The organism is Glutamicibacter sp. AGC46, from assembly GCF_053543715.1.
In genome coordinates, this window is record NZ_JBLVOJ010000002.1 from 42939 (window position 1) to 67172 (window position 24234).

Genomic DNA, 24234 nt, shown 5'->3' on the forward strand with positions numbered 1-24234 from the left:
ATTTGGATGCTGGCCACTGCTTTATGCCGGAAGCTCTTTACTTCTTGCGTACCTTGAACTTGGCGACCAGAAGATCCGCGGTGGCGGAGAGGATCGCCGGAAGAATGTAGCGGGCCAAGGTCACCAGGGTAAAGGCGAGTACGGATCCGCTGGCCGAACCAGCCACGGACAGGGCCGCAAATCCCAGGCCCACCGCCGAGAGCAGGCCGACGATCCAGCCAGCGAGCTTGCGGGGACGCAAGACGAACCAGCCAACCAGCGAAAGCACCGGCAGGAGCAGGCCCCAGACGGTGAAGTAGCCGGTGTACATTCCTTGCAGATCCAGCGCGGAGACCAGGAACCAATCGCCATACTCCACGGTGTCCAGTACCGGCAGCTTCAGCAAGATGTCCAGGACCAGCGACAGCAGGACCAGCAGCATCGCGAAGACCTTGGTGTCCTTGCGCGCTTCGAGCAACCAGAAGCTGCCGATGGCCACGAGCCTGATCACCCACAAGGCGATCAGGGAGAGCAGGCTGCCGCCGGTGACATAGTCGGCGGCGGACAGCAGCGTGGATCCGGTGATGCCGGCGATCAGCACCAGCCAAACAATGATCAGGCGGGCCGGCAGATGCAACAGTGGTTTTTCTTCGCTCACTTAGCCAAGTCTAATGAAGCTGGCTGTGCATCGACTTGGTTTCACCCTAATGGAGTACCGATTAGTAGGCCAATACAGGGCTAGGATGACTTGCATGGCGCGTTCATTCACTCTGATCCAGTTGCGGTATTTCATTGAAGTTGCGCGGTTCGAAAACATGCGTGCCGCAGCAGCGTCCTTGAATGTCTCGCAATCGACATTGTCTGCCGCGATCAACCATTTGGAACGCGATTTTGGCGTGCAGCTGTTCCTGCGGTTACCAAACCGTGCGTTGAACCTGTCCGAGGACGGGAAGCGACTTGTGGCAGGTGCCCGGAACCTTTTGGAAAATGCGGAGATCTTGCACTCGTCATTGAGCGGAGCGAGCCATGAACTTAGCGGAAGACTGCGCGTCGGAATTTTCGCGCCGTTGGCACCCTTCGTTGCACCGAGGTTGTTCGCAGCATTCAAATCCGCATTCCCCGGTATCGAATTGCAATTTATCGAAGGCGAGCAACAACAAGTTCTAGATGCCTTGCGCAAGGGCGAATGCGAAATAGCGCTCATGTATGACCTCGGCGTCGGAGCAGAATTCTCGATGGAGCAGGTAGACCGGTTAGGTGCGCACGTCATCGTGGCCCAAGAACATCCGCTGGCGCAAGGCAACGGAACTGTATCGCTAGAGGACCTCGTTGACGAGCCGCTAGTTCTGCTCGATCAAGAACATTCAAGAGAGTACTTTCTCAAGCTCTTCTCCTCGTTGGGACTCCAACCCAATGTGGCCCATTGGGTTTCAGGATACGAGACCGTCCGTTCCTACGTGGCCATGGGGTTGGGATATTCGGTTCTGAACCGGCGTTTGTCGCATGACCTGACCTACACCGGCAAAGCCGTAGTGCCCCTGCAAATCAGTGATCCGGTCATTCCCATTTCAATTGTGGTCGCCTATCCGAAGGAGATGCAGATGACGCGGAAAGCACGGGCGTTCGCAGACCTTGCGGGCGAGATCCTGAACGACGGGTAACTTCTGATCGCTTTTAGCGATCACGCCAATAAAACTTTTGCGTTGGACGACATGACGTGGATCACAGATCGTTGAGTACTAAGAGGCCGGACTGCTCGTCCGCTCCTTCCACAGCAGCTTCCTGAGAATTCGGCGGAGCTTAGCCCGAAAGAAGGCAGACTCGTGACCCTGAATAGCATTGATGCCGGCGCGGTGCCGTCGACGACGAAATCCGACATGAAACAGAAGCGTCGCGTGCTGGCCGGTGGCAGCATCGGACAGTTCATCGAATTCTACGACTTCACGCTCTACGGGTTATCGGCAGTCACGCTGTCCGCACTCTTCTTCCCATCAGACAGCCCGCTGGCAGGCCTGCTCGCGACGTTCGCGACGTTCGGTGTCGCCTTCTTCGTCCGGCCGCTTGGCGGAATGTTCTTCGGCGTGCTGGGAGACAAACTCGGTCGCCGTAAGGTCTTGTTCATCACCTTGATGACTATCGGACTGGCAACATTCGCTATCGGACTGTTGCCGACCTTCGCGCAAATTGGAGCTCTGGCTCCAGCACTTCTGGTGTTGTGCCGACTCGTCCAGGGATTCTCGGCCGGCGGCGAATCTGTCGGTGCACCTGCCTTCGTCTTCGAACATGCGCCAATTGATAGACGAGGCTTCTGGCTGAACATCACTCTGGCAGCTACAGCATTGCCGTCGGTGATAGGTGGAACCCTGATCCTGGTGCTGTCCACGACGATGGACTCCGAAGATTTTGCATCCTATGGCTGGCGTATACCATTCCTGCTCGCCCTCCCGCTCGCACTCTTCGGCCTTTGGATTCGCTCCAAGACCGAAGAGTCGGAAGCATTCCAGCAGGTGCTCAAGAAAAACGAGCACAAGGAGTACAGCCCTTTGCGCCAGACGTTCGCAGAGAACAAGCTCCGGATGCTTCAGGTCATCTTCGTCATGGCGCTGACAGCCATGGGGTTCTACTTCCTCTCCGGATACTTCGTTTCCTATGTCCAGGTAACCGGAAACCTGAGCCTGGAAATGTCGCTAGTGGCAAATGCCGTAGCCATGGCCAGCTACGCGATCCTGCTTCCTATTGGCGGACGGTTCAGCGACCGCTTCGGACGCAAGCCGATGCTCATCGCAGGTTCCGCAGCGCTGATGATACTCAGCATTCCATGCTTCATGCTGGTAACCAGCGGTTCACTCGCCTTGGCAATCATAGGGCAACTGCTCTTCGTGGTTCCCATGTGTATTTATGGCGGCGGTTGCTACACCTTCTTCGTGGAAATATTCACCACCAGAACTCGGTACACTTCCTCAGCCATCAGCTACAACGTTGCCTACGCAATCTTTGGCGGCACTGCTCCATTCGTCGGGACGTGGCTGGTCTCGGGCACCGGTATTGCGATGATCCCAGGCGTGTACATGGCCACAGCCGCACTTATCGTGCTGTGTCTGCTGGTCTTCACCCCAGTGCCGGAAACCCATCCGCTATATGCCAAGTCTTCGCCAGCCACCGGCCAGTAAAAGCGCCGTACTCTAACTTCACAGAAAGGAATTCACCATGCACAACGAATTTCTCGTTGACTTCCACCACGTTGCCGAATTCGGCGCAACGGATAAAAACGGTGTCGACCGGCAAGCAGGCACACCCGAGGACAAACTCAGTCGAGATTGGTTCGCGCGATTCACCAGGAACCACGGCTGGGAACTTCGCGTCGACACTATCGGCAACATGTTTGCATTGCTCGAACTTACGCCAGGGGCCCCCTACATACTGCTGGGATCGCATATGGATTCGCAACCACTGGGTGGACGCTTCGATGGTGCCTACGGTGTCCTCGCAGGCCTGCATGCTGCCAAAGCCATTGAGTCAAGGTTGAAAGCGGAATTACAGCAGCCGGCCTTCAACATAGGGGTAGCCAATTGGTTCAATGAAGAAGGCGGCCGGTTCGCCCCGTCCATCATGGGCTCTTCTGTGTTCGAGGGCTCCATGGACGAACAACAGATGCTGCAAACCCGGGATTTGGCGGGGATCAGCGTCGCAGAAGCCCTGGAATCTATTGGATACCTCGGCCACGATCAACGTCCTGAAGTGGTAGGCTACGCGGAGATCCACATCGAACAGGGACGCATCCTGGAACGAGAGTCGATCAACATCGGAGCTGTCGATTTTTCCTGGCACACGCAGAAGCTGGACGTCGAAGTGCTTGGGGAACAATCCCATACCGGTGCAACGGCCATGGCCGATCGTCATGACGCACTTGTCGCTGCGAGCAAGGTGATACTGAAAGTCCACGACGTCGTGGGACACTTTGCTGAGGGCAGCATCGTGTCGTCGGTCGGGCAAATGACGTTGGAACCGAATTCTCCGATTGTCGTAGCTCGTCGGGTGCACTTGGTTGCTGACCTTCGCGCCGAGATGAAAACGGACGTATTGCGAGCGCGACAAATTCTAATTGGGCAAATTGCGGAGATTGCCCGTGAACACGACATTCGGATCAACGTCAATGATTTCGACGTGCGCGAGATTCAGTACTATCCGGAGTCTGGCCTTGAATTAATCGAGAAAATAACCGCCAATCTGGGCAAGAGCGTTCGTCGTATACGCACGATGGCTGGGCATGACTCGGTAGCGATGAACCGAATGGTGCCGACGGTCATGCTCTTCATTCCCTCAATCGACGGCGTCAGCCATTGCGAACGAGAATTCTCTACTGACGAGGACATGATCCACGGGTTGGAAGTCCTCACTGAGATTGGCTGGGAAATGATCTTTGGCGCCCTAGATGAGAATGCAGCGTTGGCTGGCAACGAGAGCAAAGCAATCCATGGGATTTCCGCATGATGGATGATCTAGCCTTCCTCAGCGCAACAGAGCAGTTATCAGCTTTCCGCAGTGGAGAAATCTCTCCTGCAGAGGTCCTTGAAGCCCAGTTTGAATTGATCAATGCCGACAGGGACCGTGGGGTCGAAAGAATCAACGCGCTGACCGAGACGATGGAAACCGACGCATATGCTGAAGCTGCCAGAAACACGGAGGCGTACGCCAAAGCCCGTCGCGCAAATGAAGTGCAACAGTTGCCGGCATTGTTAGGCATCAGTGTCGTCGCGAAGGAAAAACACGGGCTAGCAGGGCACAGCCTTTCGATGGGACTGCTCTCGCAGAAACAGTCTGTTGCCGAGGTCGACCATCCGATCATCGAACGGCTCCGAACTGCCGGAGCCATTATCCACGGCCGAGCGACGAGTCCTGAGTTCAGCTGCGCCACTGTAACGCACTCTCCTATCTGGGGAGTTACCCGCAACCCTTGGAACCCCCAAATGTCACCGGGCGGATCCTCCGGGGGATCGGGTGCAGCGTTGGCAGCCGGATTTACCACGTTGGCTACCGCCTCGGACATTGCAGGATCAACTCGAATTCCGGCTGCCTTCACCGGAACCGTTGGGTACAAGGCCCCATACGGAAGGATCCCCGGGGCTGGGGAATTGGCCGCTGATCGTTACCGCGGCGATGGGCCGATGGGACGAACCGTCGCGGATGTTCTGCTTATGTCATCAATCATCAGCGGTACGCACCCGGCTGATTCGAACTCTTGGGGATCGACAAATCCCAGCCAAGAATTTGAAGAAGCGTCTCTCGCCGACTTGAAGATCGGGGTCTCCCTGGAGCTGGGCAATTACCCCGTAAGCCAAATGGTTGCCGCAGCGTTCGCCTCGACGATCCAGCGGCTGCGGGATCTGGGCGCGAATATTGTGGAAGTCGACCTGCCCTGGACAACAGACCAGGTCAGGGAAACAAGCTTCGCCCATTTCGGACAAATTCTTGCCCCGGCGATGACCCAGATCATCGGGAACTCTAAAAATCCGAGAGCTGCTTATACCGATCAATTCATTGCCGATGCGCTGGCTCAGGCGGAATCAGTGTCATTGGTCGATTCCCTTCGCTTGGACGCACTGTTCAATCAGCAATTGAACACGGCTATGTCAGGCGTGGATGTCTTGCTTTGCCCGACGAACGCAGTCGATTGGCTGCAGGCCGACGGAGACTACCTGGACGGGATCAGCGTGGCAGGACGGAAGCTTAAGCACTATTGGGAGGGCCATATGACCAGTCCTTTCAACATCGCCAATCATCGACCGGTGATGAATCTTCCGTGCGGTGTGGGTGAGGCCAACGTTCCGATTGGACTGCAGATTGTCGGTCAGCCATGGGATGAAAGGACCGTATTCCAGGCTGCGCTCGCTATGGAACGAGTCATCCAGTTTACCAGTGGTAATCCATACCCAGCACTGGCAGGAACACCGACCGGTTAACATCAGGGAATATGCGGGGACCAGTCCAGAATGGACTGGACCCCGCCTATTCTTGCAGGCTCAGACCTCGAGCTTCAGTGCCTTGCGCAAGGTCAACGCGCCACCGGTGTGCATCACTGCCCTGCCGTAGATCTTCTCGGCAAACAGCAGCACGAGCCAGCAGGCAGCCAGGAGAATTGCCAGCGAAAGAATCGGCTCCCAGAAAGCGACCTCGCCGGAGAGCAGGCGGCTAGGCATCGCCGCCGAGGAGACGATAGGAATGTACGAAGCGACCACCAGGAAGCTGCCCTTGGCATACAACCCGATAAACAGCACCGCCATCAGGAGGCCCACCACGGGCCCGCTGGATTGCTGCAGATCCTCGGTACGGGTAGCCAAGGAGCCCAACGCTGCCCAGATCCCGGCCAGAAGCAGGAAACCGCCGAAGAAGAACACCACGAACCACCCGGCCACCTGGGTGACAACTCCGAGGAACGGGATCTGGATCGGGGAAATGTAGGCAGCCAGCAAGCCAATGCTGAGGAAGGCCAGGAGCTGGATCATTGCGAGAACGACATTCCCGATGATTTTTCCTGCCAGCAGCTGGCGCAGCCGGATGGTGCTGGCCAGGATCTCGACCACGCGGTTCTGCTTCTCCTCGATGACCGAGTTGGCGATGGGCATGCCGAAGAGGAATGCGGCCATGTAGAAGAGGAACGAGAAGACCAGCGCCATGGCACTGGCCATCGCGGCCCGTTCGGAATCGCCATGGAGCTGATCGAGAATGAGGTCCTCGTTATCGGGCAGGCCAGCTGATTCCAGTCCGGCCTCGGCCAGCAGCTGATCGGTCTTCACGGTTTTCATTGCCTCGCGGACCAGGGAACTGAGCTCTTGGTCGACCGCGTTGAAACCGGTCAGCGTGAATTCCTGCGCATCGGCCGAACCGGACAAGGTCGCGTTCAGCCGCTCAGCGGATAGCTGCTGCTCCGCCTGTTCAGGAGCGAGCCTGGAAATGCTCAATTCCACGTCTTCGGGGCGATCCTGGATCACCTGCTCCAGCACCCGGAAACTGGCATCGTCGGTGGCAGCCACGGCGAAATTCGACGTGCGATTGGCGAGGAATCCGGTAACGGCGACCGATCCGATGATGAACAGCAAGGTCACGATGGTGCTGATGATGAAAGCTTTGTCGCGCAGCTTGGTTTCGACTTCGCGCAAGGCGACAATGAGCCATGGAGCCGTGGTGGTGTTCACTTGATGATCTCCCGGTAGATGTCGGCCAGCGAAGGGCGATGGACTGCGAACTCTGCGACGGGCCCGCGGCTCATGGCGGTGGCGAGCACGCGTTGGGCATCGGCTTCGGAATCGAAATTCACCAATGCGTCATGGCCTGAAATATCGATAACGGTGACCCCCGGTTCATTGCGCAGCCAGCCCGTGTCGGAGCCCAGGGACAACCGGTGCCGGGATGCCTGCGTCGCACGGAGCCCGGCTGCCGATGAATTGGCCAGGATCCTGCCGTCCTGGATGATCACCAGATGGTCCACCAGCACATCGAGCAGATCCAGCTGATGCGAAGAGAAGAGCACCGGTACGCCACGCGCTGCATAGTCGCGCAGGATGGAGCTCATTGCGTCCACCGCGATCGGGTCAAGTCCGCTGAAAGGTTCGTCGAGGATGAGCACGTCGGGTTCGTGCAGCAGTGCTGCGGTGACTTGAACGCGTTGCTGGTTGCCCAGGGACAGGGCTTCGAGTTTCGACTTGGCGCGGTCAGCCAATCCGAAACGGGCCAGCAGTTCCATGGCCCGTTTGCGTGCTCCGGAGCGGGACAGGCCATGGAGCTGTCCGAGGTAGACCAGCTGCTCTATGACCGGCTGCTTGGGATACAGGCCGCGTTCCTCGGGCATGTAGCCGAAGTTGGGGCGGGTGGCTCCATTGAGCGGTCGGCCGTTGAGCGAAACAGAACCGGAATCGGCGCTGAGCAATCCCATGATGATGCGCATGGTGGTGGTCTTGCCGGCACCGTTGGCACCGACGAATCCGGTGAGCGCGCCGCCAGGTACGGTGAAGCTGATGTCATCGAGCACCAAATTCTGTGCAAATGACCGTGACACATGGTTTAGCTCAAGCATGTTTTCCTCTGCCAAGTATTGTTTCTACTCATCAGCTTAGGAAACGAAGCAGCATTTGCGCTCCGTCTGGAGAATGAAACTATTGGATGAGTCCGGCGCGGTGGGCGAATAGCACGCCCTGCACCCGGTCGCGCAGGTGCAGCTTCGCCAACAGGTTCGACAGGTGGGTTTTCACCGTGGCTTCCGACAAGGAGAGCACTGCGGCGATTTCCTGGTTGTTCTTGCCCTGGGCCAGTTCGCAGAGTACCTGGCGTTCGCGTTCGGTGAGTTTTTCCAGCTGCTGGGCCTCGGTAGTTGCCGCTGCCGAATCCGCGGCAGGGACCGCGCCGGTGCCACGCTGGATGAGCTTGAGCGTGACTTCGGGGGAGAGCAGCCCGTGGCCGGCGGCCACCTGGTGCACGGCGGCCACCAGCATTTCAGGCTCTGCATTCTTCAGCAGGAACCCGCTGGCCCCGGCATCCATGGCCTCGAAGAGGTAGTCGTCGCGGTTGAAGGTGGTCAGCACAATGACCTTGGTCTGGGTGGTGCTGGCGATGAGCTTCGTGGCTTCGATGCCGTCCATCTGCGGCATTTGGATATCCATCAGCGCCACCGTGGGGTTCAGCTCGCGAACCATTTCCAGGCCCGCTTGGCCGTTGCCTGCCGTGCCGATGACCTGGATCTGCGGATCGGTTTGCAAGATCAGTTTCAGCGACGAGAGGATCAGCGACTGGTCATCGCAGATCACCACGGTAATTTTGCTCATGTTGCCAGTCTAGTTGCCGCGTCGGAAACCACGCGCAACCGGGCCCGGGTACGCCAGCCGTGCGGAATGCGCGGGCCGATTTCCACTAGCCCATGATGCAGCTTGGCGCGTTCGCGAATGCCACGCAGGCCGTAGCCGCCACCGGCGGAATCCGGCCGGGGACGGCCGCTGTCGGTGACCTCGACTTCTATCCATGCGCCATCGGCATCGGTTCCCGAACGCAGCGACAAGGTAGCTGTGCGGGCCGTGGAATGCGCACGGACATTGGCCAAGGCTTCGCCGCTGATGCGGTAGAGCGCGAGCGACAGGCCTGCCGGCAGGTCAGAAATGAAGCCGGGCTGGTGTTCATCGCGGGAGATCTGGATGCTCAGTCCCTGGCGTTCATTGGCTGCGATCAGCTCATCGAGCTGCGCCATGGAGGGTTCGGGGTTCCGTGCCCCCTCAGCGCTGTTCGGCGAATCCTCCGGTCCGCGATGTTCGCGCAATACGCCCAGCAGTGCCCGCGTTTCGCTGACTGCACTGCGTGCCGAGGACTCGATGCCGCGCATCAGTTCGATGGACTGCTGGGGATCGCGCTCATGCACCATGCGGGCGGCCGAAGCCTGGATTCCCACCGAGGCAATGTGGTGGGCAATGACATCGTGCAGCTCGCGGGCGATGCGCAGCCGTTCCTCGTTGACCGCACGGTCTGCCAGCTGCTGGGACTGGTCGGCAATGCGCTGGGCCTGGGTTTCCACTATTTGGCTGGCGTAGGCATTGGTCCAGCTGACCATGCCCAGGAAGATCGCGCCGCCGAAGTACAGCAGGTTCATCAGCAGGTTGTAGAAGATGAAGGCCGTTGACGTCGGCAGCACGCCTGCTGGATCCTCGACCATGGAAGTTCCGGTGGCCGTGAGCAAATCGGAGGTGAAGAAGGTGACGATCACCCAGGTAGCCATGAACAGCAGCACCACGCTCATCGCTATCCACAGTCCCCGGCGGTTCTTCGACCACGTGACCGCGGTGTAGATGCCGATGAAATAGGCCAGCTGCGCGCAGAGCTCCATGCCGACTTGGTAGGTATTTTCGCTTCCGGCGCCCACGAACGCAGCCGAACCGATGAGCATCATGGTTATGGGCCAGCGCCGGCGGAACATCAGCGGCACGATCAGGGACACAAGCACGAGATAGGCGAGAAGAGGATCGGGCGCGTTCTCTTGCTCGGTCAGGGAGAGCAGCAGTTCGTGCATGGCCAGCGCCAGCAGGAGGAAGCCCGAAGCGACGATAATGTCGCGGCGCAAGCTCTTCTTATCCGGAGACGGACGTTCCCAATCCACCGGAGGCAGCGTCGGGAGCCTCCGGTGTACTAGCTCGGGGAGTCGGTACATGGTGTTCCTTGATCATCTCGTTGGCCAGGCATTGGAAACGACTTTACCGGTCTGCGGTTTTCCGGGCATGAGCCTGGAGGCTTACCCCTGGCGTTGACCCGGGAGGAAATGCGCTAGGCAGAAAGGTTACTAGGCAGTAATGTGATGGTATGCACATGATTTTCCGAATCCTCATGGTTTACCTGAACAGCAAGAAGGCTTCCAAGCTGTCCATGTTCGACACCAGCTCAGTGGGCATGCGTGCCACGCTGACCGATATCGACTTTGCCGGCCACATCAACAACGGCATGTACTTCTCGATCTTCGATCTCGGACGCTTCGACTTGATGTTCCGTTCCGGTGTCTGGGACATCATGTCCAGGAATAAATGGGTTCCGGTCGTGCAGACCGAGACCATCACCTTCCGCAAGTCGGTGCGCCTGGGAACCAAGTTCTCCCAGGAAACCCGGCTGATCGGCATGGACGACAAGTGCATCTTCTTCGAGCAGCGCATCGTCGTGAAGGGCGAAATCTACGCTCGCGCCTATGTCGCCACCCGGATGACCTCGACAAAGGGTGCGGTTTCCAACGAGGAAATCCTGGCAGCAGTCGGCTTGGAACTGCCAGCAGACATGGTGCTGCCCGAGTGGCTGCACCAGTGGCGCCAGGACGGAGCGCTGCCCAGCACCCGCAAGCCGGCCCCGCACAATTGGATCCGCTGAATCAATTCACTCGCGCAATTCCTGCTGGACCGTGCCGGGGGACTCAATGTGCGGGATTCGGCGAAGCCTTGGCCGCATCAATGAACATGGCGATCAGTTCGGGATCCTTGACTCCGCGCGATGATTCGACGCCGGAGGAGACATCGGCGCCGAAAGCGCTGGACGCAGCCAAGGCATCAGCGACATTCTGCGGGGACAGTCCGCCGGCCACCAGCCAGCGCCGACCAGCGGCCAGATCCTTCACTGCCGCATAATCCCAGCTTTCGCCGCTGCCGGGGACCGAGGCGTCAATGAGCAGCAGATCTTCGCCCCAATCGGCAAACTGCTCCTCCGGGTCATCGCGCCGCACCGCGCGGATGACCTTGAGCCCGGCCTCATGGGCGGTGCTCACATCCGTTGCCGTGCGCTGCCCGTGCAGCTGCACCCAACTCACGCCGGCTTGCGCCGCAAGCTGAAGCACCGTCTGGATCTCTTCGCCGCGGAATACCGCCACGGTGGCAATGCCTGCGGGAACCGCCTTCACCAATGCGGCGGCGCGCTGCGCGGAAATTTCCCGGGCACTGGGCGTGAGCACGAACCCGATGGCATCAGCACCATGGGCCGCAGCGGCTTGCACGTCCTGGGCCGTGGACAAGCCGCACACTTTGACGAAGGGCTTTGCTGCACTCACTTCGCGTTCTCCTTGGCCATATGGATTGGGGTGTAACCGCCAGGCGCGTTGGCGCGGATGGCCAACAAGTCGCGGGCGTGATTCCACAGCCGCTTGTCCTCCCCGGTGACGGGCACCCAGGGCTTGACCGGAACAGCGGTGCCGGTTTCATCGCGGGTCACCATCACGGTCAGGCAGTAGGTCGTCAGCTGCATTTCCCGGGTCTTCGGATCGCCAGAGCGCACATGCACCGCAACGTGCATTCCCTTGTTCCCGGTGTAGACCAGGCGCGCCTCCACCTCCACCAGGTGGCCGATCAGCAGCGGGCGGTAGAAACGCACGCCGCCGGAGAACACTGCAACGGTTTCCTGCTGGCAGTAGCGGGCCGCGCACAGCTCAGCGGCATCGTCAATCCACTTCATCACGATGCCGCCGTGGACCTTGCCGCCCCAGTTCACATCGGTGGGCGCCGCCAGGAAGCGCAGCGTCACGCGTTCGGCGGTTCCCTCATCGGTGTATACCTGATCGTTCATGGACGCGACGATCTGCTCGCGGATCTCAATGCGCGCCAGCGCATTCTCGCGCATGGCGATTTCCCGGGCCGTACCCGGGGTGAACGCCGGAACCGGGGTCGGCTTCCCATTCTCGCCGACGGCTACGAAGATCACCAGGCAGCTGCTGGACTTCACCGGCCGCAATTCGCGCGGATCGCTGAAGGACACCTCGGTATGGATGTGCATGGAGCTGGTTCCGGTGTACACCACTGAAGCGGTCACTTCCACCAGATCCCCGGAGTGGATCGGGTCGGCGAAGTGGATATTGCCTACATAGGCGGTGACGCAATAGCTGGAGGACCATCCCACCGCCGCGGCGTAGGCGGCCTTGTCGACCCACTCCAGAACGGTGCCCGCAGGAACAATCCCGGTGACATCGACGTCGGTTGGTGCCGCGAGGAATCGCAAGGTGACAGAATGCGGACGTTGTTTCAGCTCCGGGGTGCTCATGCACTCCAGTTTCGCGCACAACGCGCATCACGGGCAATGTATGACGCTTCACGGCCCAGCCTGGCCGGCAAGCCCCACGGCGCGGAACTGCCGGTGTGCTCTGCCCTAGGATAGGAGGGTGCGTAGGGTCTTTGGAATATTTTCGGCTGCAACAGCCATCGTGGTGGCACTGAGCCTCAGTGCCGCGGCCGGAACCGCCGGCTTGGTGATCGTCGTGGGCCAAGGCCTGGATGAACTCATGGCCCATCGCCCGCTGGGCACCCAATGGTATGCCAGCGCCTTCGGCGAACTGCTGATCATGGCGGTTGCCACCTTCTTGATCCCGGTCGTGATCTCGCGCAACAGCCTCGACCTGACCGAGTACCACCGCATGAAGCTGCTCAAGCACTATCTGTCCATCGGCCCGCTGGCGGTGCGCGCCTCCGGCGATGGGGAGCTGCTGCATGCGGCGATGGACTCGGTGGAGCGGTCCGTGAAATACCGTTCCAGCTTCATCGGGCCGGCAATCTCCGCGGTAGCCACCCCGGTATTGATCCTGTGCTTCATCGCCTTTGCCATCGACCCGCTCAGCGCACTGGTACTGCTGGTTCCCACCGCGCTGGTCCCGGTCATCGTCCTGGGCTTCCAGCGGCGCTTCGGCTCCTCGAACGGAGAGTACCGCCGAGCCCAGGGCATCCTCTCGGCGACCTTCCTGGACGCACTGCGCTCGCTGGGCATGCTCAAGCTCAACGGCGGCAGCCGGTGGATGGGATCGCGCATCGAGCAGGCCACCGAACGCGTACGCCAGCAAGTGATGAAACTGCTGGCCCGCAACCAGTTGATCTTGCTGGTCATCGATTCCAGCTTCGCCGTGCTGCTGCTCGCCAGTGCCGCCCTGCTGGCCTGGTGGCGCGCCAGCTCCGGGGCCATCACCCCGGGTTCTGCCCTGTCACTGGTGATCCTGAGCTTCCTGATGCTCGCCCCGGTCAACTACGTCGGCAGCTTCTTCTACATCGGGATGACCGGCAAGGCTGCCGAGAAGAAACTGGCCGAAGTCGCCGACATCCCCATGCACCGTTCCATGGCCAATCCGCTGCCCGTGGACCTGCGCCACCGTGATCTGATCCTGGAAGAAGTCAGCGCCAGCTACGACAGCGGGCACCACGCGCTGGACAAAATTTCCTGGCATTTCCCGGCCGGTTCGCGTACTGCCATCATCGGCCCCTCGGGCAGCGGCAAGACGACGCTGCTGCGCGTGCTCCAGGGCCAGCTCGAAGCTTCCTCCGGCACCATCCGCGATGCCCGGCAAGCCATGGGCCCGGCAACCTTGAAGGCCAATACCGCCGTAGTGGAACAGCACGCCACGCTCTTCGGCATGAGCCTGCGCGAAAACCTCCTGCTCGGGGCGCCCCGGGCTGCCGACGGCGAACTGCTCCTGGCGCTGCGCCAGGTCGGCATGGGAGCGTGGTTCGAGGCGCAACCCGGGGGATTGGCGCAACGCCTGGGCGAGGGCGGGGCACGGCTTTCTGGCGGCCAGGCCCAGCGCCTGTCGCTGGCCCGCGCCCTGCTGGCGCAGCGTCCCGTGCTGCTGCTCGATGAGCCCACCAGCGCCTTGGACGTCCAGACCGAGGCGGACGTGCTGGGAACCCTGCGCTCCTTGGACCGCAGCACCACGGTCATCACCGTCACCCACCGGCTGGGGTTGCTGGCCGACTACGACTATGTTCTGGTCATGGACCACGGACAGCTCATCCAGGCCGGACGCCGTGACGAGCTGCTGGCCGCCGACGGCTATCTCAAGGAAGCCATGGACGGATTCCGCCAACGCGCTGATGCGCTGCATGCCAGTGGCCGGAGCCAGCTGGGGGAGGGGAACTAATGCGCACGCAGAAAATCTCCACTATCAAAACCGTCGCCTGGCTGATTGGCAGCACCAAGGACCTGCTCCCGCCGCTGCTGCTGGCCTGCGTGCTGGCCTGCGCCACTCGCCTGGCTTCGCTGGGTATCTACGCCGTGGCCGGGTTCGGCCTGGCCAAGGCCCTGCACCTGGGCGGTGAGCAGCTGCCTATGGTCCTTGGCTGGGGACCGCTGATCGCTGTGGTCATCCTGCTGGGGCTGGTCAAGGGAGCGGTGCGCTACCTGGAGCAGTATGTAGGGCACCGGGTGGCCTTCCTGTCCCTGGCGCGGCTGCGCAACCGCATGTACCAGGCATTTGAACGCCAAGCGCCCTTCGCCGCGGACAGCAAGAATTCCGGCGGCATGCTCGCCAAGGCCACCAGCGACATCGACAAGGTCGAGGTGTTCTTCGCCCACACCCTGCCCCCAGCCGTGGCGGCAGTGGCAGTCAGCGGCCTGGCAACCTGGGGAGCCTGGGCGGTATTCGGCATGCAACCGGCCCTCGTGCTGCTCGCCGGCTATGTGCTGATCGGGCTGGCCATCCCGGCCATTGGCGTCGGCGCCCTGCGCCGTACCGCGCGGGCCACCGCCAGTGCTCGCGGCACCCAGAACCAGCTGCTGGCCGACGCGCTTGCCGGCATCGACGTGATTCACGGATTCAATGCCGGCAAACCCGTCATGGCGCGGATGCGCGAAAGCCTGCACGAAAGCCGGCAAGCGGCGCGCTCGGCCGGAACCGTGAGCGCGGTACGGGCCACGCTGACCCAGCTGGTGGTCTGGGGCAGCCTGCTCGCGCTCTTTGTCCTGCTGGGAACCGCCGGGCAGTTCGGCACGCTGATCGTGCTGTGCTGTGCCCTGGTCCCTTCCTATGAAGCGGTGCGCGCGGTAGACGGGTTCATCCTGGGCCTGCAGGATTCGCTGGCCAGCGCTCGCCGGCTGTACGCCACGGCGATAACCAGCCATCCGGTTTCCGAACCCGCCAACCCGGTTCCCCTTCCTGCTTCCGGCACCTTGCGCGTGGCGGATCTGTCGGTTGCCTTCGAGCGCCATCGGGTAGTTCGCGGCGTGGATTTCGAGCTGGAACCAGGCTCCCTGCTCGCATTGGTGGGCGAAAGCGGCTCCGGCAAATCGTCGGTCGCGGCGGCCCTGGTGCGCTCGGTGGAAGCTGCCGGCACCGCCAGCTTCGGCGATGTGCCGCTGGAGGCCGCCAGCTTGGCGCAGCTGCGCACCCGGATCATCCTGGTCTCACAAGAGGCGGTGATGATCCGTGGAACGCTGCGCGAGAACCTCTTGCTGGGGGCGGAAGGGATCAGCGACGCCGAGATGGAGCAGGTCCTCGACGAGCTGGGCATGGGCCCCTGGCTGCGCCAGCAGAAGGCCGGATTGCAGACCCGGTTGGGGGATCGCTTTGCCCGGCTTTCCGGTGGCCAGCGCCAACGCGTGGCCCTGGCCCGGGCGCTGCTGCGCAACCCCGCGGTATTGATCCTCGATGAATCCACTAGCGCCCTGGATGCACGCAGCGAACAGCTGGTCCTGGAAGCAGTGGAACGCCGCCGCAGTGAAGGGATGGCGGTGCTGATGATCAGCCACCGGCTATCGATCCTGGCCCGGGCGCAGAACGTGCTGGTGCTCCATGAAGGAGTGGTGCTGGAACGCGGTGCGGCGCCAGCGCTATTGGCCGATGGGCAATCCTTGTTCTCCCGCATGGCCGTGCGCGAAGCGGACCGGATTTTGCCAAGCTGATCCACGCCCCGCCCAATGGATGGAACTGACAAGGCAGCGGGGAGGTACTAGGCTCGCATCATGATGCGAATAGTGGTTCTCCTGTTCCTGGCTGTCCTATTCACTGGCTTCGTGGTGACCGCAATCCTTGCCGGCACCTCCGGGGAATGGGTGTGGTGGATCCTCGTCGTGCTCACCGGTTTGCTGGTGCTTCTGGGCATCAGGGACCTGCTGCAAAAGAAGCATGCGATCCTGCGCAATTTCCCGATTGTCGGGCACGCCCGCTACCTCTTCGAATTCATCCGCCCCGAGATCCAGCAGTATTTCATTGAGCGCAATACCGATGGCCGTCCTTTCAACCGCGACACCCGCTCTCTGATCTACGCGCGGGCCAAGGGAGCCGATAGCCATAAGGCTTTCGGCACGGAGCTGAATGTCAATGAAGTCGGCCACGAATACCTGCTGCATTCGGCAGCTCCGGTAGCCCCGGTAGCATCGCAGCACCGCGTACGGGTGGGGTCCAGCCAGTGCTCGCAGCCCTATGAGATTTCGCTGATGAATATCTCCTCGATGAGCTTCGGCTCGCTTTCTGCCAACGCCGTGCAGGCGATGAACAAGGGCGCCGCGATGGGAGAATTCGTCCATGAAACCGGTGAGGGCGGGCTGACCAAGTACCACCTGGAATACGGGGCCGACTTGTTCTGGGAAATCGGTTCAGGCTACTTCGGCTGCCGTACCGAGCAGGGCCGCTTCAACCCCGAAACCTTCGCTGCCAAGGCGAACCATGAAAAAGTCAAGGGCATCACCATCAAGCTCTCCCAGGGCGCCAAGCCCGGGCTCGGCGGCGTGCTGCCGGCTGCCAAGGTCACCGCGGAAATCTCCGAGGCCCGCGATGTCCCGATGGGCGTGGACTGCATTTCACCGGCCAGTCACGCAGAATTCTCCACCCCGCGCGAATTGATGCACTTCGTAGCGAAGCTTCGCGACCTCTCCGGTGGCAAGCCAGTGGGCATCAAGTTCTGCGTTGGTTCCCGCACCGACGTCATGGCCCTGTGCAAGGGCATGCTGGAAACCGGCATCCTGGTGGACTTCATCACCATTGATGGCGCTGAAGGCGGCACCGGAGCTGCGCCGCTGGAATACGAGGACCATGTTGGCGCCCCGCTGACCGAAGGCTTGATGCTGGTGCACAACACCTTGGTGGGTGCCGGACTGCGCGACGAAATCCGCCTCGCCGCGGCAGGCAAGGTCGCCAACGGCTCCGACATCATCAAGCGGCTGATCCAGGGAGCCGATTTCACCTTCTCGGCACGTTCCATGATGATGGCCACCGGCTGCATCCAGGCCCAGCAGTGCCACACCAACCACTGCCCCGTAGGCGTAGCCACGCAGAACAAGCGCCTGATGCGTGCCCTGGATGTGGAAGACAAGGGCCACCGCGTCTACAACTACCATCGCTTGACCGTCACCGAATGCGCGCAGATCATGGCATCGATGGGACTGACCAGCCCGGAGCAGCTGAACACCCGGATGCTGCGCCGCCGGGTGAACCTGCAGTCCACTCGCTCCTACGCCTCGCTGTTCCAGTGGTTGCGTCCCGGCGAGCTGCTCGAGGATATTCCAGGTTCCTGGATGGAAGACTGGGATGAAGCCGACGCGGACCACTTCGGCGAGCATGCACCGCTGGACTACGCGGCGCCCAAGAGCGTGGATATCACCCCGTCGGTGGTTCGCGAACCAGCCGATGCAGTGAACGCCCCGCGCATTGAGCCCAGGGATTCAGCCAAGGTGCGCCCGGTGCATGCAGATGTCACCCGTCCAGAAGGCAAGCCGGGAGCTGACAGCTAGCCTTCCGAATCAGCAGCCAGAGACCGCAACGCCTCGTGGTCCACTTCCTCCAGCGAAGCCGGAATCCACGTGGGGTTGCGGTCTTTGTCGATGACCTGGGCACGGATGCCCTCGGCAAGATCGGCACGGTGCATCAGGTAGCGAGCCAGGCGCAGTTCGCGGTCCAATGCCGAACGCAGGTCCTGCTCCTCACGTGCAGCCCGCACGTTGTAGAACGCGCTGGCCACGCTGGTCGGGGAATTCGCTGCCAGCATCTGCGCGGCACGCTGCGCCGAAGGATGGACCATCTGCTCCAAGCGTGCCAAGACTTCCTGCGGGGTGGCGGCACTGAAAGCATGATCGATCCAGCCGCGGTCCAGTTCCAAGGCGAAGGACTCGGGCGCACCGTGCATGACCTCGATAGCAGCCGCGATCTCTCCGGCATTCAGCCCCGCGAACTCATCGAGCTCATCGAGGATGTTCTGGGCGAAGTCCTCGGTGACAACGGCATCGGCAAAACCGAGAAGTACGGCATCGGCACCGGTGAAGGACTGCGCACTCATCGCAAAGAACTCGCCGAAGTGGCCCGGCGCGCTGGCCAGCAGGTGACTGCCTCCCACATCCGGGGTGTAGCCGATCTTCGCTTCGGGCATTCCCATGGTGGCGTTCGCGGTCACCAGGCGCACCGGTGCGTGCGAGGCCAAGCCGATGCCCCCACCCATGGTGATGCCATGGGCCAAGGTGATCAGGGGCTTGGGATAGGTGGAGATCAGGTAATCCAGTTCGAATTCTCTCGCGAGCAGATCGACGAAGTCCTGATGGCGTCCGGTGGTGACTGCTGCATGGAAATCGGCGATATCTCCGCCGGCACAGAAGGCGCGCTCACCGCGGCCGGTGAGCAGCACCAGCGAAATCGACGGGTCCACGGCCCACGCACGCAGCACCCGGCCCAGCTCAATGAGCATTTCCAGGGTCAACGCATTGAGCTTGCTGGCACGGTTCAGCTCGATGTGGCCGATTGGTCCATGCACGGCCGAGATGACTACGCCATCGCTGGACGATGCAGGGGTCTGGTTCTCCACCGGGACATTCCTCTTTCTTGGGACGGATGCAGGCACCAGTGGCGCCGCGGCGCAACGAATCAGCGGGAGAGCACCTGGGCGAGCCGGTCCAATACCAGCGCGGCCTTCGGCTTCTTGGAATTCTCCGGTTTCAACGCGAAGATGGAGCGGGCCAGGCGAATCTCGGGGGCATCAACTATGCGGATGCCTTCCGGAGCGTTGGCCATGGCCAGATCGGGAACCAGGGCGGCGCCCAGTCCCGAGGAAACCAGGCTCAGCGACGCATTGAAGTCGTCGCAGTAGGCAGCCACCTGCGGGTGGATGTTGTAGGAAGAGAACAAGCGTGAAATCAAGGTGGCATCCGAGGTGCCCGGGTGGTGGAAGATCCATGGCCATTCGGCCAACTGGTCCACGGTCAGCTGGGCGTCTTCAGCGATGGGCCAGGACGCCGGGATCACTACCCGGAACTGGTCATCGCCCAACCAGGTGCGCTCCAGGGACGCTGGCCACGACAGTCCGCCGGGTCCCACCTGGAAGATCAGTGCGAGGTCGAGGTCGCCGCCGGTGCCAAGGCCTGCGACAGTTTGCTGGGGTTCGCCGATCCACAGGCGCAGGTTAATGCCCAAGGAGGACCAATCCGGTGCCTTGAGGATCTGCGGCAGCGCGTAGGTCGCCAGCGAGGGGAAGATGCCAAGCTTGATTTCCTCAAGGTCGGTAGCTTCGGTGGAGATGGTGGCGACGTCTGCCATGAGGGCGTCGAGGTCGGTGAGCACCCGTTTGGCATGGCGCACCATGCGCAGGGCGCCTGGCGTCGGGGTGATGGAGCGTGCGCCGCGCAGGAACAGCGTGGTACCGGTGCTTCGCTCCAACGCTGTCATCTGCTGGGAGACAGCGCTGGCCGTGTAGCCCAAGCGGGTTGCGGCCGTGGCAAAGGAACGATGCGCCACCACTTCGAGCAATGTGCGCAGATGAACTGGATTAATCACTTCTAAAGTCTATGGCCTTTAGCCAAAGATTTGCTTAGCCCACGGCCTAGAGTTCGTCCTCAAGGTCAACAAGCTCTGTGCTTTCCTCGTCGTCGTCATCGTCTGCGGCGAATTCGTTGTCGAGCTGGTCTTCGGTTTCCAGGTCATCGTCGTAGAGGTAATTGCGCTGTGCCAGCGGGTCGAGGTTGCGCATGGTTTCCGGCATGTCGCTTGAGCCCTCATAAGCCTGGGAATCGCGTCCGTCATCCGGTTCGTAGATGTCGTTGCCGAACTCCGGCGCAAATTCTGTGGTGTCGAAATCCTTCGTCATTGCGTACTCCTTCGTCGAATACGAGGGATCGGCCGGAAGCCGGGGATTTACCTCGTGACTTCTCGTATCACCAGAGTAGGACGCTGCTTCGGGAAACGAAAGACTTGTTTTCTGCAGCTGACAGTGAATGACTTCTCAGTGGTCATGTTCGGCATAGTGCTCCAGCAGGGGAGCGGCACGGTAGGCCAGGTGCGTATGGAGCGCGAAGGTTGTTTCCGAACGGGTGACGCCCTTGACGCGCAGGATCTGGCGCAGTGCTGATTGCAGCTGGTGGGTGTCGGTGGCGATGAGCCGCACCCAGAGATCTCCACGTCCGGAGGTCTCGTGGATTTCCAGCACGCTGGGGATCTGGCGCAGCGCGGTGACCACGGTATCCAGATCGCGGTGGTTCACTTCCAACGTCACGAAGGCCAGGACGTCGTAGCCGAGCTTGCTCAGATCGATGTCGCGGCCACCGTCGCGAAGGATTTCGGCACGCTGCAAACGGCGCAATCGCGACTGCGCTGTGTTGCGCGCAACACCGACCTCATCTGCGAGTTCAGAGATTTGGATGCGGGGATCCTTGATCAGTGCGAGCAGCACTTTCAGGTCTACATCGTCTAATCGCACTATATGCTCACTCCGGGTTATCTGCGGGGACAAAATTTTGAACAATCTGCTCAAATGCTAGCAAGAAATCTCTCTCGTTGCTTTCAGCAGGCGGATATTAGTGAGTGAACGCTCTGTTGTAGTAGACAAACGCAAGCAGAACGCTCAACTAACCGGTGGGGCAGCGAGTGGCCCCACCGGTAAAAACTCTTTCTGGGCATTCTTCGTGCCCAGCTGGTCTGGACTACTTTGATCCCGGGAGTGAATTTGTCGGTTATCAGCGAGCTGCGCATGCAGCCAATGAACCATCGCGTACTCTCCTGGAACCCCGGGCTGACCGCTCGACTGGTGATCACCGTGTCCGTCAGCTTCCTGCTGCTGGTCGGAGCCAACCTGGCCACCCCGCTGTATCCGGCACTCCAATCCGAATTGCACCTTGGCGCCATGGGAACCACCGTGGCCTTTGCCAGCTACGTCTGTTCGCTGATGCTCTTCCTATCCACCGTGGGGCATTGGTCGGATCATATCGGACGCCGTGCGGCGCTGGTGATCGCGGTCGTTATTTCCTTCGCTGGAACCCTGGTCTTCGGATCGGCCGGCAACCTGCTGGAACTGTGCCTTGGCCGTGGTTTGCAGGGCGCCGGTGTCGCGCTGGCTACCGGTGCTAGCGCCGCGGCCCTGCGTGAACTTCTTCCTGCGCGGCCTGAGTGGGCTTCGCGCTTCACCCTCTTGGCCTCATCGGGCGGTGTCGCCTTCGGACCGGTCTTGGGCGGGCTGCTGGCTCATCTGCCTGGCGGGCGCACTACCGTGTTCATGGTGCAGGCGTTCTTGCTGCTGCTGGTCCTGGTCCCATTGAGCACCCTGCAGGCCCGTCCGGCCATTGCGCTGGCTGAGCGCGGACAGCGAAGCAAGGCCCTGGCCCCACGCCGCTTGGGCGTCCCCAGCTCGGCCCGGGCACCGTTCTGGCTCGCTGCCCTCGTCGGCTTCTTGAGCTTCGCCATCTTCGGCTTCGTGCTGTCCTTGGCACCTGGCTACTTCGCCCAAGCCTTTGGCCTGGATTCGGTGCTGGTCATTGGCCTGATTGCCGGCCTGCCCTTGGGCATATCCGCCCTGTCGCAGCTGGTCGTGCGCGGCGGCAAGGCCTTGCTGCCTATCGGTCTGGGATTGATGGCGGCCTCCACCGTAGTGCTGGCCGTGGCTGCCGAGCATCGCCAGCTGCCATGGGCCATCGCGGCATTGGTATTCGTGGGCCTGGGCCAGGGCATGGCCTTCCGCACTGCTTTCGCTCAAGCGGTGGACGCGGTCAACGACAAGCAGCACGCCCAAACCGTGTCCACCATATACCTGGTGACCTACCTGGGCAGTGCTGTTCCAGTCATCGCGCTGGGCTGGGCCGTCGGGGTCTTCGGGCAGCAGCAGAGCATCCTGGTCTTCTCCATCGGCTGCGCCGTGGTGGCGGCAGTGCTAGCCGTCTGGGCACTGGCAGGACTGCGCAAAGTACGCTAGAACCGGGCGTACTGTGGAGGCATGACTAGTCCCCTTCCAGCGCCTGCTAGCCGCGGCGCACAGTGGGCCGTGGCTGCACGCATCTACATTCCTGCACTGTGGCTCGGCCTGATCATCGGCATTTCATTCATCGAGGCACCACTGAAATTCACCGCACCCGGAATCACCATTCCCTTGGGACTGGGCATTGGACGCCGCGTCTTCTTCGCCATGAACATGGTCGAGATCATCTTCTTCATTGCCCTGGTGGCCGGGTCGGCCAAGCGCGCTGCCGGCAAGGCCTGGGGCTGGGGCGTAGGGCTGGTCGGCCTATTGCTGCTGATTAAAACCGCAGCGATCCGCCCGGGCCTGTCTGCGCGTACCGATGCGGTGCTTGCAGGAGTCTCCGATGGCGGATCGCTATGGCATTACGCCTATATTGGCGTGGAATTCTCCTTGACCCTCGCTCTGGTTGCGCTGCTGCTGATGGCAGCCAAGCGCTGGATCAGAACTACCGGGCGCTAGCCAGCTGGCAGGCCTCGGCGGTAATCATCACCGATTCGAGTCGAGCGTGCTCCTCGGTGGGGTAATGGATGGTGATCAGTTCATCTGCCTGAGCTGCCGAAGCGAAGTGGCGCAGGTATTCGGCAACCTGTTCTCCGGTGCCCACCGCGGTGTAGCGCATCATGTCCAGGATCTGCTGCGCCTGCGGAGTATCTATGAGCATATCGATCTCCGCTTCGGTGAATTCCTTCTTCGCGGAACGGCCGATGAAGCTTGCCACGCGATGGCGCTTGGCAACGTCCAGCAGTTCATGCGCTCGTTCAGCCGTTTCCGCAGCCAGCACGCCTACGCCGGCAATGACATACGGTTCAGCCAGTTGCTCTGAGGGGGTGAACTCCTCGCGGTAGATGCGGATCGCTTCATGCAGCGCAGCCGGTGCGAAATGCGAGGCGAAGGAATACGGCAGTCCCAGCTGGGCGGCGAGCTTGGCACCGAAGAGCGATGAGCCCAGGATGTACAGCGGAACGTTGGTTCCTGCTCCCGGGGTCGCCTGAACGGTAGGAACCCTGGATTCGCCGGCGAGATAGGCCTGCAGCTCCAGCACATCGTGCGGGAAGGAATCGGCGGCCGACGGGTCGCGGCGCAAGGCACGCAGGGTGGTCATGTCGGTACCCGGTGCACGGCCCAAGCCCAAATCGATGCGGTCGCCGTAGATTTCGGCCAGCGTGCCGAACTGCTCGGCGATCACCAGAGGGGAGTGGTTCGGAAGCATGATGCCGCCCGAGCCGAGGCGAATCTTCTCGGTGTGGTGGGCTATGTGGCTGATCAGCAACGAGGTCGCGCTGGAAGCAATGGTGGGCATATTGTGGTGTTCCGCGTACCAGACGCGTTCATACCCATGGCGTTCTGCAGTTTGCGCCAAGCGGACGGAGGACTTGAAAGAGTCGGAAATAGTTGTCCCGGGTTCAACCGGAGCAAGATCCAGAATAGATAGCTTCACATTGGGTACAACCGGTGGCGTACGGGAAGTATTCCAGTAACTTCCGCCTCAAACGCAAGGAACGGCTATCCGCAGTGCGGATAGCCGTTCGGCTAAGTCTGGCGTTAGCGCCAAAGACCTTCTTTAGAGAGCGCGAATGTCTGCAGCCTGCAGACCCTTTGGACCCTCAACAACTTCGAACTCCACCTTCTGGCCCTCGTCCAGGGTGCGGAAACCCTGGGTCTGGATTGCAGAGAAGTGTGCAAAGACGTCTGGATCGCCGCTGTCTGGAGCGATGAAGCCGAAGCCCTTTTCAGCGTTGAACCACTTGACGATTCCGGTTGCCATTTTCTTATTTGGTCCTTTCAGACGTTTCTCGCC

23 protein-coding genes are annotated in these 24234 nt (G+C 61.1%); 10 read left to right on the forward strand and 13 right to left on the reverse strand.

Annotated elements, in window-relative coordinates:
• Nucleotides 1–37: 37 nt before the first annotated feature.
• Nucleotides 38–637 carry a hypothetical protein gene (locus tag ACNPM8_RS00545; RefSeq protein ID WP_359192596.1) on the reverse strand — a complete coding sequence of 200 codons (600 nt, stop codon included), beginning with the start codon at nt 635–637 and terminating at the stop codon, nt 38–40.
• Between the two features lie 94 nt (nt 638–731).
• On the opposite strand from ACNPM8_RS00545, the gene ACNPM8_RS00550 reads away from it, so the two are divergent.
• The 4 genes from ACNPM8_RS00550 to ACNPM8_RS00565 all read left to right on the forward strand — a co-directional run bounded on the left by ACNPM8_RS00550 (nt 732) and on the right by ACNPM8_RS00565 (nt 5939).
• On the forward strand, nt 732–1640 hold the full coding sequence (locus ACNPM8_RS00550; RefSeq protein WP_448939026.1) for a LysR family transcriptional regulator: 909 nt from the start codon (nt 732–734) through the stop codon (nt 1638–1640).
• A gap of 162 nt (nt 1641–1802) precedes the next feature.
• A complete protein-coding gene (locus ACNPM8_RS00555; protein WP_359192590.1) occupies nt 1803–3149 on the forward strand; it encodes an MFS transporter in 1347 nt (448 codons plus the stop codon).
• Between the two features lie 37 nt (nt 3150–3186).
• The gene (locus ACNPM8_RS00560) at nt 3187–4470 is read left to right on the forward strand and encodes a M20 family metallo-hydrolase (RefSeq protein WP_359192587.1); all 1284 of its coding nucleotides are present in this window, start codon (nt 3187–3189) and stop codon (nt 4468–4470) included.
• Nucleotides 4467–5939 (forward strand): amidase, encoded by a 1473-nt coding sequence (locus ACNPM8_RS00565; protein WP_359192585.1) that lies wholly within the window; start codon nt 4467–4469, stop codon nt 5937–5939. Before ACNPM8_RS00560 ends, ACNPM8_RS00565 begins: the two co-directional genes overlap by 4 nt.
• A gap of 60 nt (nt 5940–5999) precedes the next feature.
• On the opposite strand, the gene ACNPM8_RS00570 is transcribed toward ACNPM8_RS00565, so the two are convergent.
• From ACNPM8_RS00570 to ACNPM8_RS00585, 4 genes are all read right to left on the reverse strand, one after another.
• Nucleotides 6000–7172, reverse strand: a complete 1173-nt coding sequence (locus ACNPM8_RS00570; RefSeq protein WP_359192582.1) for an ABC transporter permease — start codon at nt 7170–7172, stop codon at nt 6000–6002.
• Nucleotides 7169–8050, reverse strand: coding sequence for an ABC transporter ATP-binding protein (locus ACNPM8_RS00575; protein ID WP_448939027.1), 882 nt, complete (start codon nt 8048–8050; stop codon nt 7169–7171). The genes ACNPM8_RS00570 and ACNPM8_RS00575 overlap by 4 nt, the downstream gene beginning before the upstream one ends.
• A 79-nt stretch (nt 8051–8129) precedes the next feature.
• Entirely contained in the window at nt 8130–8795 is a 666-nt protein-coding gene (locus ACNPM8_RS00580) for a response regulator (RefSeq protein WP_105658871.1), read from the reverse strand.
• On the reverse strand, nt 8792–10162 hold the full coding sequence (locus ACNPM8_RS00585) for a sensor histidine kinase (RefSeq protein ID WP_402735197.1): 1371 nt from the start codon (nt 10160–10162) through the stop codon (nt 8792–8794). Before ACNPM8_RS00585 ends, ACNPM8_RS00580 begins: the two co-directional genes overlap by 4 nt.
• A 149-nt stretch (nt 10163–10311) precedes the next feature.
• Between ACNPM8_RS00585 and ACNPM8_RS00590 the strand changes: the two genes are divergently transcribed.
• Nucleotides 10312–10863: an acyl-CoA thioesterase gene (locus ACNPM8_RS00590; protein ID WP_359192574.1), complete on the forward strand. Its 552-nt coding sequence runs from the start codon at nt 10312–10314 to the stop codon at nt 10861–10863.
• A 43-nt stretch (nt 10864–10906) separates the two neighbouring features.
• Here the strand turns inward: ACNPM8_RS00590 and ACNPM8_RS00595 are convergent, their stop codons facing one another.
• Together ACNPM8_RS00595 and ACNPM8_RS00600 are read right to left on the reverse strand one after the other, a co-directional pair.
• Entirely contained in the window at nt 10907–11533 is a 627-nt protein-coding gene (locus ACNPM8_RS00595; RefSeq protein WP_359192571.1) for a phosphoribosylanthranilate isomerase, read from the reverse strand.
• Nucleotides 11530–12516, reverse strand: a complete 987-nt coding sequence (locus ACNPM8_RS00600) for an acyl-CoA thioesterase (RefSeq protein ID WP_359192568.1) — start codon at nt 12514–12516, stop codon at nt 11530–11532. Before ACNPM8_RS00600 ends, ACNPM8_RS00595 begins: the two co-directional genes overlap by 4 nt.
• Before the next feature lie 118 nt (nt 12517–12634).
• On the opposite strand from ACNPM8_RS00600, the gene ACNPM8_RS00605 reads away from it, so the two are divergent.
• Genes ACNPM8_RS00605 through ACNPM8_RS00615 form a run of 3 tightly spaced genes read left to right on the forward strand, consistent with a single transcriptional unit; the run spans nt 12635 to nt 17961 of the window.
• The gene (locus ACNPM8_RS00605; protein WP_448939028.1) at nt 12635–14374 is read left to right on the forward strand and encodes an ABC transporter ATP-binding protein/permease; all 1740 of its coding nucleotides are present in this window, start codon (nt 12635–12637) and stop codon (nt 14372–14374) included.
• Nucleotides 14374–16134: an amino acid ABC transporter ATP-binding/permease protein gene (locus ACNPM8_RS00610; RefSeq protein ID WP_359192562.1), complete on the forward strand. Its 1761-nt coding sequence runs from the start codon at nt 14374–14376 to the stop codon at nt 16132–16134. The genes ACNPM8_RS00605 and ACNPM8_RS00610 overlap by 1 nt, the downstream gene beginning before the upstream one ends.
• A 60-nt stretch (nt 16135–16194) precedes the next feature.
• Entirely contained in the window at nt 16195–17961 is a 1767-nt protein-coding gene (locus ACNPM8_RS00615; protein WP_359192559.1) for an FMN-binding glutamate synthase family protein, read from the forward strand.
• Here the strand turns inward: ACNPM8_RS00615 and ACNPM8_RS00620 are convergent.
• From ACNPM8_RS00620 to ACNPM8_RS00635, 4 genes are all read right to left on the reverse strand, one after another.
• On the reverse strand, nt 17958–19022 hold the full coding sequence (locus ACNPM8_RS00620; RefSeq protein WP_359192556.1) for an enoyl-CoA hydratase/isomerase family protein: 1065 nt from the start codon (nt 19020–19022) through the stop codon (nt 17958–17960). The two genes, ACNPM8_RS00615 and ACNPM8_RS00620, sit on opposite strands and share 4 nt — an antisense overlap.
• 59 nt (nt 19023–19081) lie before the next feature.
• A complete protein-coding gene (locus ACNPM8_RS00625; protein WP_105658862.1) occupies nt 19082–19987 on the reverse strand; it encodes a LysR family transcriptional regulator in 906 nt (301 codons plus the stop codon).
• A 46-nt stretch (nt 19988–20033) separates the two neighbouring features.
• A complete protein-coding gene (locus ACNPM8_RS00630) occupies nt 20034–20297 on the reverse strand; it encodes a hypothetical protein (RefSeq protein ID WP_105658861.1) in 264 nt (87 codons plus the stop codon).
• A gap of 135 nt (nt 20298–20432) precedes the next feature.
• Nucleotides 20433–20909, reverse strand: a complete 477-nt coding sequence (locus tag ACNPM8_RS00635) for an Lrp/AsnC family transcriptional regulator (protein WP_133834920.1) — start codon at nt 20907–20909, stop codon at nt 20433–20435.
• A gap of 243 nt (nt 20910–21152) precedes the next feature.
• On the opposite strand from ACNPM8_RS00635, the gene ACNPM8_RS00640 reads away from it, so the two are divergent.
• Nucleotides 21153–22391: an MFS transporter gene (locus ACNPM8_RS00640; RefSeq protein WP_359192550.1), complete on the forward strand. Its 1239-nt coding sequence runs from the start codon at nt 21153–21155 to the stop codon at nt 22389–22391.
• 21 nt (nt 22392–22412) lie between these two features.
• Entirely contained in the window at nt 22413–22895 is a 483-nt protein-coding gene (locus ACNPM8_RS00645) for a hypothetical protein (RefSeq protein WP_448939029.1), read from the forward strand.
• Here the strand turns inward: ACNPM8_RS00645 and ACNPM8_RS00650 are convergent.
• Nucleotides 22882–23874 (reverse strand): LLM class flavin-dependent oxidoreductase, encoded by a 993-nt coding sequence (locus ACNPM8_RS00650; protein ID WP_359192544.1) that lies wholly within the window; start codon nt 23872–23874, stop codon nt 22882–22884. The genes ACNPM8_RS00645 and ACNPM8_RS00650 overlap by 14 nt on opposite strands.
• 123 nt (nt 23875–23997) lie before the next feature.
• Nucleotides 23998–24201 (reverse strand): cold-shock protein, encoded by a 204-nt coding sequence (locus tag ACNPM8_RS00655; RefSeq protein ID WP_013349999.1) that lies wholly within the window; start codon nt 24199–24201, stop codon nt 23998–24000.
• Nucleotides 24202–24234: the final 33 nt, after the last annotated feature.